Source organism: Tropicibacter alexandrii, assembly GCF_003667315.2.
GTDB lineage: Bacteria > Pseudomonadota > Alphaproteobacteria > Rhodobacterales > Rhodobacteraceae > Tropicibacter > Tropicibacter alexandrii.
In genome coordinates this window covers 109,841-125,626 of sequence record NZ_RCTZ02000006.1, presented here as the reverse complement: position 1 = coordinate 125,626, position 15,786 = coordinate 109,841, and the positions used below count along the sequence as shown (strand labels likewise).

General features: G+C 64.6%; 18 protein-coding genes and 1 tRNA gene. 7 read left to right on the top strand and 12 right to left on the bottom strand.

Annotated features, from left to right (window positions below; genetic code table 11):
- Window positions 1–149 precede the first annotated feature (149 nt).
- The 4 genes from D8Z78_RS09885 to D8Z78_RS09870 form a co-directional block, all read right to left on the bottom strand.
- Window positions 150–233, bottom strand: a tRNA-Leu gene (locus tag D8Z78_RS09885).
- Window positions 234–287: 54 nt separating this feature from the next.
- Window positions 288–1,883, bottom strand: coding sequence for a calcium-binding protein (locus D8Z78_RS09880; RefSeq protein WP_121630582.1), 1,596 nt, complete (start codon window positions 1,881–1,883; stop codon window positions 288–290).
- 113 nt (window positions 1,884–1,996) lie between these two features.
- Complete coding sequence (locus D8Z78_RS09875; protein WP_164932938.1) at window positions 1,997–2,536, bottom strand: tetratricopeptide repeat protein; 540 nt, start codon at window positions 2,534–2,536, stop codon at window positions 1,997–1,999.
- 30 nt (window positions 2,537–2,566) lie between these two features.
- Window positions 2,567–3,043 carry an Lrp/AsnC family transcriptional regulator gene (locus D8Z78_RS09870; protein WP_121630583.1) on the bottom strand — a complete coding sequence of 159 codons (477 nt, stop codon included), beginning with the start codon at window positions 3,041–3,043 and terminating at the stop codon, window positions 2,567–2,569.
- Between the two features lie 108 nt (window positions 3,044–3,151).
- Here D8Z78_RS09870 and putA point away from each other — a divergent pair, with 108 nt between their 5' ends.
- From putA to D8Z78_RS09855, 3 genes are all read left to right on the top strand, one after another.
- Complete coding sequence (putA, locus tag D8Z78_RS09865; RefSeq protein ID WP_121630584.1) at window positions 3,152–6,595, top strand: bifunctional proline dehydrogenase/L-glutamate gamma-semialdehyde dehydrogenase PutA; 3,444 nt, start codon at window positions 3,152–3,154, stop codon at window positions 6,593–6,595.
- A gap of 67 nt (window positions 6,596–6,662) precedes the next feature.
- Entirely contained in the window at window positions 6,663–7,403 is a 741-nt protein-coding gene (locus tag D8Z78_RS09860) for a rhomboid family intramembrane serine protease (protein WP_121630585.1), read from the top strand.
- A complete protein-coding gene (locus tag D8Z78_RS09855; protein ID WP_121630586.1) occupies window positions 7,400–7,774 on the top strand; it encodes a GFA family protein in 375 nt (124 codons plus the stop codon). Before D8Z78_RS09860 ends, D8Z78_RS09855 begins: the two co-directional genes overlap by 4 nt.
- Before the next feature lie 21 nt (window positions 7,775–7,795).
- On the opposite strand, the gene D8Z78_RS09850 is transcribed toward D8Z78_RS09855, so the two are convergent.
- Both D8Z78_RS09850 and D8Z78_RS09845 read right to left on the bottom strand, forming a co-directional pair.
- Window positions 7,796–8,587 (bottom strand): inositol monophosphatase family protein, encoded by a 792-nt coding sequence (locus tag D8Z78_RS09850; protein ID WP_121630587.1) that lies wholly within the window; start codon window positions 8,585–8,587, stop codon window positions 7,796–7,798.
- A gap of 90 nt (window positions 8,588–8,677) precedes the next feature.
- Window positions 8,678–8,980 carry a hypothetical protein gene (locus tag D8Z78_RS09845; protein WP_121630588.1) on the bottom strand — a complete coding sequence of 101 codons (303 nt, stop codon included), beginning with the start codon at window positions 8,978–8,980 and terminating at the stop codon, window positions 8,678–8,680.
- Between the two features lie 202 nt (window positions 8,981–9,182).
- Between D8Z78_RS09845 and D8Z78_RS09840 the strand changes: the two genes are divergently transcribed.
- On the top strand, window positions 9,183–9,458 hold the full coding sequence (locus tag D8Z78_RS09840; RefSeq protein ID WP_121630589.1) for a hypothetical protein: 276 nt from the start codon (window positions 9,183–9,185) through the stop codon (window positions 9,456–9,458).
- A 27-nt stretch (window positions 9,459–9,485) separates the two neighbouring features.
- On the opposite strand, the gene D8Z78_RS09835 is transcribed toward D8Z78_RS09840, so the two are convergent.
- Window positions 9,486–9,884, bottom strand: a complete 399-nt coding sequence (locus D8Z78_RS09835) for a hypothetical protein (RefSeq protein ID WP_121630590.1) — start codon at window positions 9,882–9,884, stop codon at window positions 9,486–9,488.
- A 53-nt stretch (window positions 9,885–9,937) separates the two neighbouring features.
- Complete coding sequence (locus tag D8Z78_RS09830) at window positions 9,938–11,140, bottom strand: pyridoxal phosphate-dependent aminotransferase (RefSeq protein ID WP_121630591.1); 1,203 nt, start codon at window positions 11,138–11,140, stop codon at window positions 9,938–9,940.
- An 84-nt stretch (window positions 11,141–11,224) separates the two neighbouring features.
- Here D8Z78_RS09830 and D8Z78_RS09825 point away from each other — a divergent pair, with 84 nt between their 5' ends.
- From D8Z78_RS09825 to D8Z78_RS09815, 3 genes are all read left to right on the top strand, one after another.
- The gene (locus tag D8Z78_RS09825) at window positions 11,225–11,617 is read left to right on the top strand and encodes a helix-turn-helix domain-containing protein (RefSeq protein WP_121630592.1); all 393 of its coding nucleotides are present in this window, start codon (window positions 11,225–11,227) and stop codon (window positions 11,615–11,617) included.
- Between the two features lies 1 nt (window position 11,618).
- Window positions 11,619–11,879, top strand: coding sequence for an FAD assembly factor SdhE (locus D8Z78_RS09820; protein WP_121630593.1), 261 nt, complete (start codon window positions 11,619–11,621; stop codon window positions 11,877–11,879).
- A 142-nt stretch (window positions 11,880–12,021) separates the two neighbouring features.
- On the top strand, window positions 12,022–12,519 hold the full coding sequence (locus tag D8Z78_RS09815; protein ID WP_206169665.1) for a MarR family winged helix-turn-helix transcriptional regulator: 498 nt from the start codon (window positions 12,022–12,024) through the stop codon (window positions 12,517–12,519).
- Between the two features lie 6 nt (window positions 12,520–12,525).
- Here the strand turns inward: D8Z78_RS09815 and D8Z78_RS09810 are convergent, their stop codons facing one another.
- From D8Z78_RS09810 to D8Z78_RS09795, 4 genes are read right to left on the bottom strand one after another with little or no spacing between them, the layout of a single operon-like run.
- Window positions 12,526–13,266 carry a DUF1194 domain-containing protein gene (locus tag D8Z78_RS09810; RefSeq protein WP_240672070.1) on the bottom strand — a complete coding sequence of 247 codons (741 nt, stop codon included), beginning with the start codon at window positions 13,264–13,266 and terminating at the stop codon, window positions 12,526–12,528.
- Window positions 13,263–13,934 (bottom strand): DUF1194 domain-containing protein, encoded by a 672-nt coding sequence (locus D8Z78_RS09805; protein ID WP_240672069.1) that lies wholly within the window; start codon window positions 13,932–13,934, stop codon window positions 13,263–13,265. The genes D8Z78_RS09810 and D8Z78_RS09805 overlap by 4 nt, the downstream gene beginning before the upstream one ends.
- Before the next feature lie 17 nt (window positions 13,935–13,951).
- The gene (locus tag D8Z78_RS09800; protein ID WP_121630595.1) at window positions 13,952–14,386 is read right to left on the bottom strand and encodes a VOC family protein; all 435 of its coding nucleotides are present in this window, start codon (window positions 14,384–14,386) and stop codon (window positions 13,952–13,954) included.
- Window positions 14,387–14,425: 39 nt separating this feature from the next.
- Window positions 14,426–15,778, bottom strand: a complete 1,353-nt coding sequence (locus D8Z78_RS09795) for a tetratricopeptide repeat protein (protein ID WP_128910761.1) — start codon at window positions 15,776–15,778, stop codon at window positions 14,426–14,428.
- Window positions 15,779–15,786 lie beyond the last annotated feature (8 nt).

Sequence of the window (15,786 nt, the reverse complement as noted above, 5' to 3'; positions counted from 1 at the left end):
TAGCCCTTACCTATCGCGCAAGGCGCGGGGCGGTTCCGCAACACGCCAAGTTTCGCAATCATAGGGCTGAGGCAGGGGATGCCGGACATGGGCCATACCGGTCTTGCCGACACCGCCGCATGGAACATGTCGGCATCGGACCGAAGCTTTGGTACCCGCGACCGGACTCGAACCGGTACGCCCGAAGGCTGGGGATTTTAAGTCCCCTGTGTCTACCATTCCACCACGCGGGCCAGCAGGGCGCAAACTAGGACCTGCGGCGCAGCGTGAAAAGCGGTTTTCGCGGCTCAGAGGATGAAATCATCCGCGTCGAAGGTCTGCTGGCCGAGCATCGTAATCATCATGTCGGTCGTGCCGTTGCCATCGGCGTCAATCAGCAAGCGGCTGTTGTTGTTCGCCAGCAGTTGCACGCGGATTTCGGCAGTGCCGCCCCCGGTGAAGGCGCCGGTGCCGATAAAGGCGGGATTGGTGAGAAAGGACATGTCGATCCGGTCCACGCCATGTTCAAAGCTTTTGATGATGTCCGCCGTGGCGCCCGTGGTGCCGCTGTCGCTGACCGCCTCAAAAACAAAGATATCCGCGTCGGCGCCCCCGTTCATCAAGTCCTTGCCGCCGCCCCCGACGATCTCGTCATTGCCGGAACCGGAATACAGGATGTCATCGCCCGCGCCGCCTTCGATCGTGTCGTCCCCATTGCCGGACCGGATCGTGTCGGCCCCGTCGCCGCCGCCGATGCCATTGGCCCCGAAATTGCCCCAGATCTTGTCATCGGTCGCGCCGCCATCGACGCTGATATCGGCCGAGCCATTGAGGAAGATCGTCTCGAACCCGCTGGCGACGACCCGGTCGCCGGTGACGATCAGCGTATCGTTGCCCGCCCCGCCGTCGATCACGAGGTAGTCCTGATCGACGCGCGCCAGATCATCGCCGCCGCCCATGTCGATACTGCCGGTCACGGTGCCGCCCTGCCCGATATAGCGGTCATCGTGGGCGCCCATGTTCACGTTGCCCTGTATCGAACCAGAATTCGTCACATGGTCGCTTCCGTCCCACAGGTCGACATCGCCGACGATCAGCCCGTCATTGGTCAGACGCGTTTCCCAATCCCCTGCGAAATTGATCCGGCCCTCGATCACGCCGCCTTCGAGATTGTTCAGGACCCAATTGCCCGCAAACGCATAGATCGCGTCATCGTTAAGGCTGGCGATGCGGCCCGAATTGTTCAGCAGCAGGGTCTCGTTGTTGTTGGCGTTGGCATACAGCCGCAGACCCTCTCCGGCAGTGCCGATGATCTCTCCCGTGTTGAACAACACGAAATCCCCGCCATAGGACGCGAGTTGCTGGAAATACACGCCGATCTCGCCGGAAATCGTGCCGCTGTTGTCGATATTGTAATGCGCCGGCATCGTCAGAAGCCGGACCGCTGCGGAATTGTTGTTGTTGTATTGGTCAGGCAGAACGGTGATCAGCCCGGAATTCTGGAGCGAGACCAAGTTGTCCCCGGCCGGGATCGGCGTTCCCACCGGGACGCCATAGGAGTTGACCTCGAACCCGCCGATGATCTGGCCATTTGGCCCGTTCGTCAGGGCAAAGGCCGCGTCCACGTAATGCGCATTGAAGCTGACCGCGCGGGCCGAATAGGCGGACCCGGAGGCAATGATGCCATCATTGTAGATGCTCCCGCCATCGGCCAGCCATTCGACCGCCTCGGTCGCATTCGTCACCAAGGTCCCGTAGTTGATCAGGGACGGAGTATAATCGCCGCTGGACGTGTCGATCGCAGAGCCCGTCGTGACCATCACCGAGGCCCCGGGCGCGATGAACAGATCATTGTGAAAAGCGATGGTTTGTTGGGTGGTTTCGTTGTTGGTCAAAATGGGCATGGGAAAAGCTTTCTGAATGGGGCGAGATGCGTGCCCTCTCAGTCTGGTGCCCATGGCCACCGGTAAAAGTCCGGAATACCCGATCTTAACGCAACGTTAACTTATGGGTCGCGTCACAGCTCTTCGCCGGGTGCGTCCTTCAGCATGTGCCGCTCGGACAGCCACGGGTTGACGTCCAGCGCCGCGCGCAACGCGGCTTGCCCTTCGGCGTCGCGGCCCATCTGGATCAGCGTCAGGGCCTTGCCCGACAGCGCCCCGATATGGCGCGGGTTCAGCTCCAGCGCGCGTTCCAGATCCGGCAGCGCCGCGGCGTAATTTCCGCTGATGAAATTGACGAAGGCGCGCTGGTTGTAGCCTTCGGCGTAGAAGGGACAGTATCCCACCAGCGCATCGAACCGGTCCAACGCGTTCAGGAAGTCGTAAGACGCGCGGTATCGCATGCCTTGGTCCAGCATCGCCTGACTGGCCTCGTCAGGCGCATTGTCCCAATAGCCCCACATCTGGTTGGTGATCGCGCGCGCCGCCATCTCGTTCGGGGCGGTTTGCAACGCCTCGTAAAGCGGCGCAAGATCGGCGCTGTGGTCGGGGGCCTCGGGGCAGCCATCCGCACAGACCGGACCCGCCACCAATATCAGAGCAAGAACATTCTTCATGATCCAAGAATGACTCAGCCTGCCCATGGGTCAAGTCACGTCTGCGAAACCGGCCTCCTTCACGGCCTCCATCGCGACGAAGGTCGAGGTCGAGGCCACCCCCGGCAGAGTCGAGACCTTCTCGGCCAGTACCCGCCTGTAGGACGGCATATCCGCCGTGCGCACCTTGAGCAGGTAGTCGAAATTGCCCGCGATCAGATGCGCCTGCTCGATCTCGGGGATTTGGGTGACGGCCTGATTGAACCGCGCCAGCGTGGCCTCGCGCGTGTCGTTCATGCGCACCTCGACAAAGGCGACGTGATCCAGCCCCAGCCGGATCGGATCGAGCATGGCGCGGTAGCCCTTGATCACGCCGTCCTCTTCGAGTTTTCGCAGCCGCGCCTGCGTCGGCGATTTGGACAAGCCGATCCGTTTGGCCAGTTCGGTGATGGAAATCCGACCGTCTCCGGCCAGTTCCGTGAGAATCGCCCGGTCGAAACGGTCCAGAAAGGAATCGTCACTTTGCATAGGCTGTCCCCTCAAATGAAGTCACTTAGATAATCATTCAGGCCCTATGCGGTCAATCCGCCCGCGCAGCCGCGTGTATACTGGTCCAAACTCCACACGAGACAGCAGATGCCCAAAGACAGCATGCCCGATCTTCGCAGCCAAATCGACGTTTTGACCTATGCCAACGAGGCAGAGCGGCTGAAAGTGCTTCGCGAAACAGCCGATCTGACCACGCAGGACCGCAGCGCGATCAGCGCGCGCGCCGCGCAACTGGTGCGTGACATCCGCGGCACCACGCGCCCCGGCCTGATGGAGGTGTTCCTTGCGGAATACGGTCTGTCCACCGATGAAGGCATCGCGCTGATGTGTCTGGCCGAGGCGCTTTTGCGCGTGCCCGATGCCCGCACCATCGACGCGCTGATCGAGGACAAGATCGCGCCGTCGGACTGGGGCAAGCATATGGGGCATTCGACCTCGCCGCTTGTGAACGCCTCGACATGGGCCCTGATGCTGACCGGCAAGGTGCTGGAGGACACGCCGCCGGGACCGGTGGCGCATCTGCGCTCGGCCGTCCGCCGCTTGGGCGAGCCGGTGATCCGCACCGCCGTCGGCCGCGCGATGAAGGAGATGGGCGCGCAATTCGTGCTGGGTGAGACGATCCAGTCCGCGATGAAGCGCGGATCCAAGATGGAAGCCAAGGGCTACACCTATTCCTACGACATGCTGGGTGAGGCCGCTCGCACCGAGGCCGACGCGCAGCGTTACTTCAAATCCTATGCCGACGCGATCACCGCCATCGGGGCAAACGCCAAGGCCAGCGACATCCGCGACAATCCCGGCATCTCGGTCAAGCTCTCGGCCCTGCATCCGCGCTATGACGAACTGCTGCGCGACGGCGCCAAGGCCGCGCTGTGCCCCCGACTGCTGGACCTGTGCCAGCGCGCCAAGGCGGTGGGCATCGGTCTGAACATCGACGCCGAAGAGGCCGATCGCCTGTCGCTGTCTCTGGACATCATCGAAACGGTTCTGGCCGATGCGTCCTTGCGCGGCTGGGACGGTTTCGGCGTCGTCGTGCAGGCCTATGGCCAGCGCGCCGGGTCCGTCATCGACTGGCTGCATGCGCTGGCGGAGAAGCATGACCGGCGGATCATGGTCCGCCTCGTCAAGGGCGCCTATTGGGACACGGAAATCAAGCGCGCTCAGGTCGCAGGACTGCCGGGTTTCCCGGTTTTCACCCACAAGGCCGCGACGGATGTCAGCTATATCGCGAATGCCCGCCGCCTGTTGCGCCTGACCGACCGCATCTACCCGCAATTCGCGACGCATAACGCGCATACGGTGGCCGCGATCCTGTACATGGCGACCGACAAGGGCGCATTCGAGTTCCAGCGCCTGCACGGCATGGGCGAGACCCTGCACGAGATCGTCCATAAGAACGAACAGACCCGCTGCCGCATCTACGCGCCCGTGGGCGCACATCGCGACCTGCTCGCCTACCTCGTGCGCCGCCTGCTGGAAAACGGCGCGAACTCGTCCTTCGTCAACCAGATCGTGGACGAGGACGTGGCGCCCGAAACCGTCGCCGCCGATCCTTTCGATACGGTCTTTGCCGCAGACACCGCGCCCCGGGCGCAGACCCGGGGCCTCACGGCTGGGCCGGATCTGTTCCAACCCGAGCGCACGAATTCTCGGGGTTTCGACCTGCGCCACCGCCCGACGCAGGCGGTGATCGAGACCGCCCGCGCCCCCTTCCGCCATCACGAATGGCACGGGACACCGCTGACGACCGCCACGACCCATGGCGCGACCGAGCCTGTCGTGAACCCCACCGATCCCGCCGATCAGGTTGGCCACATCACTTGGGCCAGCGCGGACACCGTCGCGCAGGCGGCAGAGGCCGCGCGGCCTTGGGACGTCCCCGCTGCCGAGCGCGCCGCCGTGCTGAACCGCGCCGCCGACCTGTATGAGTCGCATTTCGGCGAGTTGTTCGCCCTGCTGCACCGCGAGGCGGGCAAGACCCAGCTCGACGCCGTGGCCGAACTGCGCGAAGCGGTGGATTTCCTGCGCTATTACGCCGCCGGGATTTCAGACGCGGATGCCCCGCCGCGCGGCGTCTTTGCCTGCATCTCGCCGTGGAACTTCCCGCTGGCGATCTTCACCGGGCAAATCTCGGCGGCTTTGGCCACCGGCAACGCGGTCCTCGCCAAACCCGCCGAACAGACCCCGCTGATCGCATGGCGCGCCACGCAGTTGCTGCACGAGGCCGGCGTCCCCCGCGAGGCCCTGCACCTGCTGCCCGGCGCGGGCGATGTGGGCGCGGCGCTGACGCGCCAGCCGCAAGTCGCGGGTGTGGCCTTCACCGGCTCGACCGAGACGGCGCAGATCATCCATCGCAGCATTGCCGAGCATCTGGACCCCGGCACGCCCTTCATCGCCGAAACCGGCGGGCTGAACGCGATGATCGTCGACAGCACCGCCCTGCCCGAACAGGCCGTGCAGGCCATCGTCGAAAGCGCCTTCCAATCGGCGGGCCAGCGCTGCTCGGCCCTGCGGTGCCTCTACGTGCAGGAAGACATCGCCGAGGAATTCACCAAGATGCTGACCGGCGCGATGGATGCGCTGGTGGCGGGTGATCCGTGGCACCCGGCGACCGACCTTGGCCCGGTGATCGACGCCGAGGCGCAGGCGGGCATCCAAAGCCATATCGACGCCGCCGGGCAGCGCCTCCTGCACCGCGTCGCGGTGCCGGACACGGGATATTTCGTGCCGCCCGCACTGATCCGCGTAAACGCGATCGAAGATCTGGAACGCGAGATCTTTGGCCCCGTCCTGCACATCGCCACCTTCAAGGCCAAGGATCTGGACAAGGTGATCGACACGATCAACGGCACCGGCTACGGGCTGACCTTTGGCCTGATGACCCGGATCGACGACCGCGTGCAGCACGTGTCCGACCGCATCCATGCGGGCAACATTTACGTCAACCGCAACCAGATCGGCGCGATCGTCGGCAGCCAGCCTTTCGGGGGCGAGGGTCTGTCGGGCACCGGGCCAAAGGCCGGGGGGCCGCTGTATCTGGACCGGTTCCGCCTGCACGCCGCAGACCGGTCGACCGGGGTATTCGCCGAAACCGGGCCGACCGATCTTGGCAAGGCTCTGCTGGCGCATCCTGCCCCGGCGAGCGAGACGCGCGACCTGCCCGGCCCGACGGGCGAGGCCAACCAGTATCGGCAGGAAGCCCGTCTGCCGGTGCTGTGCCTCGGCCCCGGCGAGGAGTCCGCCAAGGCTCAGGCTGCCGAGATCGAGGCACTTGGCGGACGCGCACTGGCCGCCACCCGGGCCATCTCACCCGAGGAACTGGGCCGTCTCGACGGGTTTTCCGCCGCGCTCTGGTGGGGGGACGAAACCACGGCCCGCGCCTATCGCCGCGCATTGGCCGGGCGCGACGGCCCGATCCTGACCCTGATCACGGCACGGCCCGACAAGGGCCACGCCATGGCAGAACGTCACGTCTGCATCGACACGACCGCCGCCGGGGGCAATGCCGCCTTGCTGGCCGGTCAGGACTGACCCGAGGTAGGATGGGTGATCACCCATCCTACTTTACGCCGCCCGTGACAGCGCCTAACTCTAGCGGATGTTTCCGATCCGCGATCACAACCCGTCCAGCCGGGTGCCCTTTGTCACCTACGCGCTGATCGCGGCGAACATCCTTGTCTTTCTGTCGACCTGGCACCTCGAATCCTCGCCCCGCGCCTTGCTCGAACTCTATGCGAACTACGCGCTCGTTCCCCGTTTCCTGACCGAAGGCTACGGCTATACCGGGCTTGTGACCTCGATCTTCCTGCATGGCGGGGTGATGCATCTGGCGGGCAACATGTTGTTCCTGTTCATCTTCGGCGACAATCTCGAAGACCGCATGGGCCATGCCCTTTACGCGCTGTTCTACCTTGCCTGCGGCGCCGGCGCGGGTCTGGCGCAGTACCTGTCCGAGCCGTTTTCGACCGTCCCCACCATCGGCGCCTCCGGCGCCATTGCGGGGGTGATGGGCGGCTACCTGCTGCTGTTTCCCAAAGCGCGGGTCGATATCCTGCTGTTCCTCATCGTCATCATCCGCGTGATCCCGGTGCCCGCTTGGCTGATGCTTGCGCTCTGGTTCGCCATGCAGGTGATCGGTGGCTGGAGCGCCCCCGCCGCAGAAGGCGGCGTCGCCTACTGGGCGCATGCCGGGGGCTTTGTGATCGGGATTGTGCTGGCGTTCCCGACCTGGCTTTGGCTTGGCGGGCCACGTTTCTGGGCGGTGACCCATGGACATCCGCCACACCGCGCCACACGCTACAGGTCCGTCACCCGCATCCCGAGGATTCCCAGACGATGAACGCCCCTGTGAAAACCACCTGCCATTGCGGCGCCGTCGAACTGCGCGTCACGCTGAGCGACGGGCTGAACACGGCGCGCCGGTGCGACTGTTCGTTTTGCCGCAGGCGTGGCGCGCCCGCCGTGTCGGCCCCGTTGGGCGGGATCGAGGTGGTCAAGGGATCGGATGTGCTGACCACCTACAGCTTCAACACCCACACGGCCAAGCACCATTTCTGCTCGGTCTGCGGCATCTACATGTACCACCAGCGGCGGTCCAACCCGAACGAGTATGGCGTCAACGTCTATACCATAGAGGGGGTCTTGCCCGCAGATGTCGAGCCGGTCAGGTGGGTCGACGGGGTCAATCACCCCTCCGACCGGCAGGGATGACGGGCGCGCCGTAGGCGCAGGTCAGACCTCGCGCAGCAACTTGGCCAGCGGCTTGAACAGTTCGCCATTCGCTGCCAGAACCGAGCCGTTCTCGAACGGGTCCTGGTCTTCGCGAATGCCTTCGATGAGGGCGCCCGCTTCCTTGGCGATCAGGTGGCCGGCTGCCATGTCCCAAATCTGCAATTCACGCTCCCAGTAGCCATCGAAGCGGCCAGCCGCGACATAGCACAGGTCCAGCGAAGACACGCCCCATTGGCGCACGCCAGCCACCTCGGGCATGACGCGGGCGAGGTCCTTGAACGTGGCGGGCAGGGTCTTTTTCGCGGCGAACGGGACCGGGGCCGCGAACACCGCCTCGATCATGCGGCGGCGACCGGAGACGCGCATGCGCAGCTTGTCGTTCAGCCAAGCGCCCGCGCCGCGCTCGGCAAAGAACATCTCGTCCTTGGCGGCGTCATAGACGACGGCCGACACGATCTGCCCCTTGTGCTCCAGCGCGATCGAGACGGCCCAATGCGGCAGGCCGTGCAGGAAATTGGTGGTGCCGTCCAGCGGGTCGACGATCCAGCGGCGGGTCGGGTCCTCACCGGCGATCTCGCCGCCCTCTTCGGCCAACCAGCCATAGGTCGTGCGGGCGCCAAGCAGTTCTTCCTTCAGGATTGCCTCGGCGGCGATGGCGGCCTTGGCGACGAAATCGCCTGCGCCTTTCATCGAGACCTGCAGGTTCTCGACCTCGCGGAAATCCTTCACCAGCGAGCGCCCCGCCTTGCGCGCGGCTTTCATCATGATGTTCAGATTCGCGGTGCCCTGCATGGGTCTGCCCTTTTCGGTCGATCAAAAGAAATCAGGCCGCGCGTATACGCGGCCTGACCGGAAATGCCAAGGGGCCTTGCCCCCGCAGGGTCAGCGATAGACGACGCCCTTTTCGCCCTCGGGCGTGTAGTACCGCTTGGTCGGCTTGTAATGCGCCTTGCCGGGGCGGTCGACATAGTGCCCGGCATTGGGCACGCCGCAGCAGATCACGCCGCCCGCCAGCACGGGCTGCAAGCCCTGCGGGCAATAGTTCGTCGCGTTGTAGCTGTGGACAAGGAAGTTTGAATTGGGGTCGTTGGTGCCGTCCCCCATATACATGTCGCCCCAGGCAAAGGCCGAACTGCCCGCAAGACACAGCGACGCAGCGGCCGCCATCCGAAACATGTTACGCATGATAATCCCCCGTGGTGAAATCGAAATTCCGTCTGTCATCAAGCTACCAGCGCGACGGCCCGAGTCAATTTATTCGTGTGTGGATATGCGGAATTCCCGAACAATTCCGGGTATTTCCGACGAAATCCCCGGCGCCGGACGCATCGTTTACGCCGCAGCAAGGAATCGGGCGCACGATTCGGCCCACCCGAAAGGAGCCATCATGTCCCCATTCATCGCCCTGCTGAGCCTGTATTACCTGTGCGATCAAGGCGCCGCCTTGCGTCCGCTGCCCCCGTCCGACGCGCAACGCTGCGCGCGCCATTATGAACAGGTCAAGCTGACATTCCTCGACGAAACGCCCGCACCTTCGGGCAGCGAAGCGAGGGCGGCCCAGAATCTGGCGGCCTATCGCAAGTTCAAGGCGTGGGAGGCCGCCAACCCGGCGCTGGTCGAGGGCCTGCGCAAGACCGCGCGCGCCCATCTCGGCCAAGGCTGACGGGGGCGGGGTCGGACCCCGGCCGCCTTATTTCTTCATCAAGCGATCCGCCTTCTTGCGCACCAGCACCGTCCGCAGGTCATGCATCGCCAGCAGCAGATCGTCGGTCACGGCGTCCAACTGGTCATCGGTGGCCTTGGACTGCACCCATTGCGTGGTCGTGTTCAGGTAATCGACCGCCCTGTGGATGTCATCGATATCCCGCATCGCCAAAAGCGCCTTGCGCCGGGCCATCCACGCCTCGATCTCGGCCTTGTCCCGATCCGTCAGGTCGCGCCCGCCATGCGGCTTGATCTCGCCCTTGTTGAGGTTGACGACGGCGATCTGGTCCATCTCGATGCGACGCTGCCGATTTTCGGTATCGACCAGAAACACCAGCGCGCCGTTTTCGCGCACGCGGTAATAATATTCAGGCAGATCGGTCATCTGACCTCCTTCGGGGCCAAGCTTGGGTAGGATGGGTGATCACCCATCCTACTTCAACGCAATCCTTCACAGAAGCGTTTGATCCGGGCACAGGCCTCGGTCAATGCCGCGTCCGACGTCGCATAGCTGACGCGGAAATTCGGCGACAGGCCGAAGGCCGCGCCAAACACCACCGCCACCCCCTCTTCCTCGAGCAGCGCCTTGGCAAACGCCTCGTCATTCTCGATCAAGGCCCCGCCCGCCGAGGTCTTGCCGATGCAGTCCGCAATCGACGGGTAGACGTAGAACGCCCCCTCGGGCGTGGCGCAGTCGATCCCCGGACAGGCGTTCAGCCCCGCAACCACCAGATCGCGGCGGCGCAGGAATGCATCACACCGCTCGGCCAGAAAATCCTGCGGCCCGTTCAGCGCCTCGACCGCCGCCCATTGGCTGATCGTGCTGGGATTGGTCGTCGACTGCGATTGCAGCTTGCGCATCGCCGCGATCAGGTGTTCGGGGCCTGCCGCGTAGCCGATGCGCCAGCCGGTCATGGCATAGGCCTTGGACACGCCATTCACCGTCAGCGTCCGGTCGTACAGCCCCGGTTCGATCTGCGCGGGTGTCACAAAGTCGAACCCGTCATAGGCGAGGTGTTCGTACATGTCGTCGGTCATCACCCAGACATGGGGGTGCCGCATCAGCACATCCGTCAGCGCCTTCAACTCGTCGCGGTTATAGCCCGCGCCCGTCGGGTTGGACGGCGAGTTGAAGATGAACCACTTTGTCTTCGGCGTGATCGCCGCCTCCAGCGCGGCAGGCGTGATCTTGTAGCCCAGCTGGCGCTCGCCCTCGACGATCACCGGCTCGCCCTGCCCCAGCCGAACCATATCCGGGTAGGACACCCAGTAGGGCGCGGGAATGATCACCTCGTCGCCGGGGTTCAGCGTCGCCAGCAGCGCGTTGAACAGCACCTGCTTGCCGCCCGTCGACACGCTGACCTGGCTGGGCACGTAACCCAGCCCGTTCTCGCGCTTGAACTTGTCGCAGATCGCCTGTTTCAGTTCGATGATGCCATCTGGCGCGGTGTATTTCGTTTTCCCGGCCTCGATTGCCGCAATCGCCGCAGCCTTGATGTTGTCCGGCGTGTCAAAGTCCGGCTCACCGGCCCCCAGGCCGATCACGTCCCGGCCCTGCGCCTTCAGCTCTGCCGCCAGTTGCGTCACCGCCACGGTGGGCGAGGGCTTTACACGGGCGAGGGTCTCGGACAGGAAAGGCATTTGGGGTCACCGTTTGTAATTCTGCGCCCCCTGTCATAAGTTGCGATGCGACCGCGTGACAAGCGCCATCGGAGGAAGATCGACATGAACGAGACCACGACCGACTGGTATGGCCCCGACGCGGCCACCTTCGGCGACCGGCTGGCTGCGGCACGCGAAGCCGCCGGCATGGACCAAGCCACGCTGGCCAAACGCATGGGCCTCAAGCTCAGCACCGTCCAGAAATGGGAAGACGACCTCGCCGAGCCGCGCGCCAACCGTCTGCAGATGATCGCGGGCATGTTGAACGTGTCCATGGTCTGGCTGATCACCGGCGAAGGCGAAGGTGTGTCGGAACCCGAATCCGACCCGATCTCGGCCGATATGCACGAGATCCTGATGGAGATTCGTGGCCTGCAAGCCCAGTTCAAGTCCCGCGCCGAAAAGCTCGGTCGCCTTGAGAAAAAACTGCGCCTGCTGCTGAAGACCGAGGCCTGACATGACCGAATCCCGCGAGACGCGCTTGAAACGGCTTCACATGCGCTCCATGCGGCGCGGCACCAAGGAGATGGACATTCTCCTGATGCGCTATTCCGCCGCGCGCCTCGCGGACCTGACCGACGACCAGCTGGACGCCTACGAGGCGCTGCTGGATGAGAACGATCAGGACCTGTATCAGTGGATCTCGGGGCAGAAACCCGCGCCCGAGATCCACGCACCGATGATTTCAGAGATCACGCAGGTTGCAGCCAACGGTTGAACGCCGCCCCTGCGTACGGTGCTCTAACCCCAATTTCACACTTAAATAGCTCTAATTTTCGCGGTCTTCGTGGCGGTTTAACGGGATATTGGGTTTTTTCCACAAATCTCCGTTCAAATGAAACAGGCGGAGAACACATGAAATGAGCATTCATTCGTCCATGACCAACGGCTCGGATACGGGCTTCATGGCGAGCTACCTCGAAGCACTCAGTCTGGTGGAGCGGCTGCACCGTCTCTTGCTGGATGTCATCAAGGATGAGTTCGAGAGGCTCGGCATTATCGACGTGAACGCGGTGCAGGCGCTGCTGCTGTTCAACATCGGCGACAACGAGGTGACCGCTGGCGAACTGAAAAGCCGTGGCTATTACCAAGGCTCGAATGTCAGCTACAACCTGAAGAAGCTGGTCGAGATGGGCTACATGCACCACCAGCGCTGCGAGATCGACCGCCGCTCGGTCCGCGTGCGCCTGACCCAGCGCGGCCGCGAGATCCGCGACATCGTCACCGACCTGTTCGGTCGCCATGCCGAGGGTCTGCAGACCAAGGCCGTGCTCAGCAGCGAGGGGATCGACGATATCACCACCGCGCTGCGCCGCGTGGAACGCTACTGGACCGATCAGATCCGGTACATCTACTAAGACGCGTTACCGCTGCCGCGAGCAGCCTGGGGCAGAAGTCCCGACGCACCCCGCTCGACCGACCGCCTCGCCAGAGATGCCGGACAAGGTCAGCACCAGCAACTCCCTCTTCAGTTTTCGGACCATCGCGGCCTCGTAGTCGTCAAACCCCAATGCGGTTTCGACGAACGCATCCGGCCCTTGGATCACGTAGGCCCCGAAATAGGCGGCCAAGGCACCGATCCCGTCCGCATCCGCGCTTTCGCCAATCACCAGCCCATTGATCGTGACACCGTCGGGGCGCACCTCGCCCGGCCTTGGCCCGGTATTGGATTCGCCATCCCCCGACAGGTCCAGCACCCGCCGCCAGCACCCGGCCTGCTGCGCCAGCAGCCGCGCCCCGAACGCTTTGGCCGCACCGATCGCCGTCGAGGGATCGCCCTCGACCCGGGCCGTGCCGCGCAATCGCGCCGCCACCTGCACCAGATCGGCCGCGCTGCTCACCACAACCCAATCCTGCACCACCCGCTGCGCCAGCGCGCCGCTCCAGTCGTAGACCGCCAGCACCACCGGCGCGTCCGGCATCTGCAAGAACGCCTCGATCACCTCCGGGTCGGTCAGCGCCGCGGCCAGCCCGTCCATCTGCAACCGGTATTCCTGCGCATCGACCGATCCCGACACGTCCAGCCCCAGCGCCAGCGCCTGTCGGCAGGCCGCCTGCGCCATCCCGGCCCAGATCACCAGCGCGATGCTCAGCCAGACCTTCACCCGGCCTCCTCCGGCGCGGCATCGCGCCCGCCGACGATGCGATTCTCGATTTCGCGGTACAGCTTGCGTTCCATCGCGCGGCGGAAGCCCTCGTAGCCCTGTGCCGTCTCGACAAAGGCACCCTGCCCGCGGATCACCTCGAATTCATAGTAATCCTGCACGCGCGGGTCCGCGCCCAACACCGCCAGCCCGTTCACGATCACACCGTCGAAGGGGAAATTCGCATAGGCTTGGTACGGCTCGAATCCGTCATTGTTGATGCCATCGCCGGACACGTCGATCACCCGGCGTTCGCAAACAGGCGCGCGCCGCAGCATCGTCGCCCCATAGCCAAGCGCAAAGCCCATCGAGGTCGGAAAGCGCCGAAACGAGCGTTCGGCGCTGGCGATCCGGGCGGCGGCGGCCTCGATATCGGCCATCGTGCGCAGGGCGACCCAGTCCAGCACAATGCTCGACTGGCGCCGCCCGCTCCATTCATAGACCCCCAACGCGACATAGCCACCGCTGCCCAGGATCGCCCCGGTCACGTCGTCGGACAGCAACGCCGCCGCGACCCCGTCGCGTTGCAGCACGTATTCGGCCTCATCGACCGATGAGGACACGTCAAGCGCCAGCAGGAGCGCCAGTCGGCACTCCTGCGCCGTGGCCCAGCCGGGCCACAGCAACACCCAAAGGGCGAGCGCCCTTACCAATGACCGGTATTGCCCATGCTCGCCCACGGCTCCTGCGGGGGCAGTGCATCGCCCTCTTGCAGCAACTCGATCGACACGTTGTCGGGCGAGCGGACAAAGGCCATGTGGCCGTCGCGCGGCGGACGGTTGATCGTCACGCCCGCATCCATCAGCGTCTGGCACATCTCGTAGATGTTCGGGACGGTGTAAGCGAGGTGGCCGAAATGGCGGCTGTCCGAGGGCAGGCCGTCATCGCCGTCCCAGTTATAGGTCAGTTCCAGATCCGCATGGCCATCAGCCTGATCCGGCGGGCACAGGAAGACCAGCGTAAAGCGGCCCTGCTCGCTTTCCTTGCGCTGGCGCTCGATCAGGCCGAGCATCTTGTAGAATGCGATGGATTTTTCCAGATCCTTCACCCGGACCATCGTGTGCAGATAGGTGATCCCCATAGTGCCTCCCTTGTGGGCGCGGGGACGGGGCCCGGCGCCTCAGAATACGGATTTGAGCCCGAGCTTCAGTTTCGCGCCGCGGCTCTCGTAAGGCACATAATTGGAGCTTCTGTCGCGGAAGGAAACCCCGATTTCCGGCGCGAACCCGCGGAAGGACCAGCCCGGAATGGTCGCGTCGACCGCGACTTGCCATTCGGCATCGCGCCTTTCGTCCAGCCAGATCGGCAGCCACGCCCGGTCAAAGCGGGTCTCTTCGTAGCTGACCGTCAGGCTGGGTCGCAGGGCCAGAACGGGCTGCGCCAGATGATAGCTCAACGCGGCGCGCGTCTCTTCGCGGGCGGTGACGGGCGACGCGGACATCACGTCGGTGGCCGCGACCGACAGTTTGACGACCCCATGCGCCCCGCTGCGGGACAGGCTGAGCCCGATATCGCGGCTGTCCGCATCGGGCAGCGATTGATCCAGCCGCGTTTCGCGTTCGAAGCCCAAGCTCACGGTGCCTGTCAGGGTCTCGCCCAGCGCCCGGCCATAGCTCAGGTCAAGGCGGGTGATGTCGGACAGCGGATCACCCGCCAGCAAGACGCGCATCTGCGACAGTTGCGCCGTGGCCAGCCATCGGCTGTCGGCGGCCCGTCGTTCGTATCCTGCGGACACACCCAGCACATCCACCGCAAAGTCCCGGTTCTTCGCGGTCGGATCGGTGGCGCGCGCATCGCCCGACAGCGACACGCGCTGCATCTGGTACAGCGCGCCAAGCGTGATCCGTGCGTTTTCCGACAAGGCGATTCGATAGGAATAATCGACCTGCGCCCTCGTCTCGACGCCGCTCAGGGGGCGCGCCAGTTGGTTGACGAAGGGGCCCCAATACATGACCTCGCCGCGCGGCGCATCGTTGAGGTTGTCGGACGGGTTGACCGACAGGTTCAGGCGCAGGCGTGCGGGCGTGATGCGCCGCACCAGACGGAAATCGTTGATGGCAGTGGCGCGCAGATGATCGTCCGGGGCCACATCCGCCGCCCGCCGCAGCCAGTATTGCGCAACAAGCCCCTGCCGACCCGAGCTTTTGGCCTGCGCCATGGCGAGCGCGGCAAAATATTCCTCTCGCGCGGTCGTGGAGCTGTTCAGGGCCGCGCGCGCGGCGCTTCCGGCCTCATCGGTGCGGCCAAGGTCACGCAGCGCGCGGCTTTTCAGCAGCAGCGCCTCGACATCGCCGGGCGCGCCCAGCAGCACACCCTCGGCCAGCATCAGCGCCGCATCGGGGCGGCCTTCCATCAGGAACCGCGCCGCCGTCCCGCGCGCTTCGGGCAATGTCAGCCGAATCTCGGCGGCTGCCGCCGTGGCGCTGCCGGCCAGCACCAGCGCCATCGCCGATGCGCGCAGAAAACGGAGCACGCGCATCC

Excerpts from the sequence above, each read along its gene's own strand:
- D8Z78_RS09855 (WP_121630586.1), top strand. The coding sequence starts at position 7,400 with ATGAACGCCCCTGTGAAAACCACCTGCCATTGCGGCGCCGTCGAACTG.
- D8Z78_RS09830 (WP_121630591.1), bottom strand. The coding sequence starts at position 11,140 with ATGCCTTTCCTGTCCGAGACCCTCGCCCGTGTAAAGCCCTCGCCCACC.
- D8Z78_RS09825 (WP_121630592.1), top strand. The coding sequence starts at position 11,225 with ATGAACGAGACCACGACCGACTGGTATGGCCCCGACGCGGCCACCTTC.
- D8Z78_RS09860 (WP_121630585.1), top strand. The coding sequence starts at position 6,663 with ATGTTTCCGATCCGCGATCACAACCCGTCCAGCCGGGTGCCCTTTGTC.
- D8Z78_RS09800 (WP_121630595.1), bottom strand. The coding sequence starts at position 14,386 with ATGGGGATCACCTATCTGCACACGATGGTCCGGGTGAAGGATCTGGAA.
- D8Z78_RS09835 (WP_121630590.1), bottom strand. The coding sequence starts at position 9,884 with ATGACCGATCTGCCTGAATATTATTACCGCGTGCGCGAAAACGGCGCG.
- D8Z78_RS09820 (WP_121630593.1), top strand. The coding sequence starts at position 11,619 with ATGACCGAATCCCGCGAGACGCGCTTGAAACGGCTTCACATGCGCTCC.
- D8Z78_RS09840 (WP_121630589.1), top strand. The coding sequence starts at position 9,183 with ATGTCCCCATTCATCGCCCTGCTGAGCCTGTATTACCTGTGCGATCAA.
- D8Z78_RS09850 (WP_121630587.1), bottom strand. The coding sequence starts at position 8,587 with ATGCAGGGCACCGCGAATCTGAACATCATGATGAAAGCCGCGCGCAAG.
- D8Z78_RS09870 (WP_121630583.1), bottom strand. The coding sequence starts at position 3,043 with ATGCAAAGTGACGATTCCTTTCTGGACCGTTTCGACCGGGCGATTCTC.
- D8Z78_RS09875 (WP_164932938.1), bottom strand. The coding sequence starts at position 2,536 with ATGAAGAATGTTCTTGCTCTGATATTGGTGGCGGGTCCGGTCTGTGCG.
- putA (WP_121630584.1), top strand. The coding sequence starts at position 3,152 with ATGCCCAAAGACAGCATGCCCGATCTTCGCAGCCAAATCGACGTTTTG.
- D8Z78_RS09845 (WP_121630588.1), bottom strand. The coding sequence starts at position 8,980 with ATGCGTAACATGTTTCGGATGGCGGCCGCTGCGTCGCTGTGTCTTGCG.
- D8Z78_RS09815 (WP_206169665.1), top strand. The coding sequence starts at position 12,022 with ATGAGCATTCATTCGTCCATGACCAACGGCTCGGATACGGGCTTCATG.
- D8Z78_RS09880 (WP_121630582.1), bottom strand. The coding sequence starts at position 1,883 with ATGCCCATTTTGACCAACAACGAAACCACCCAACAAACCATCGCTTTT.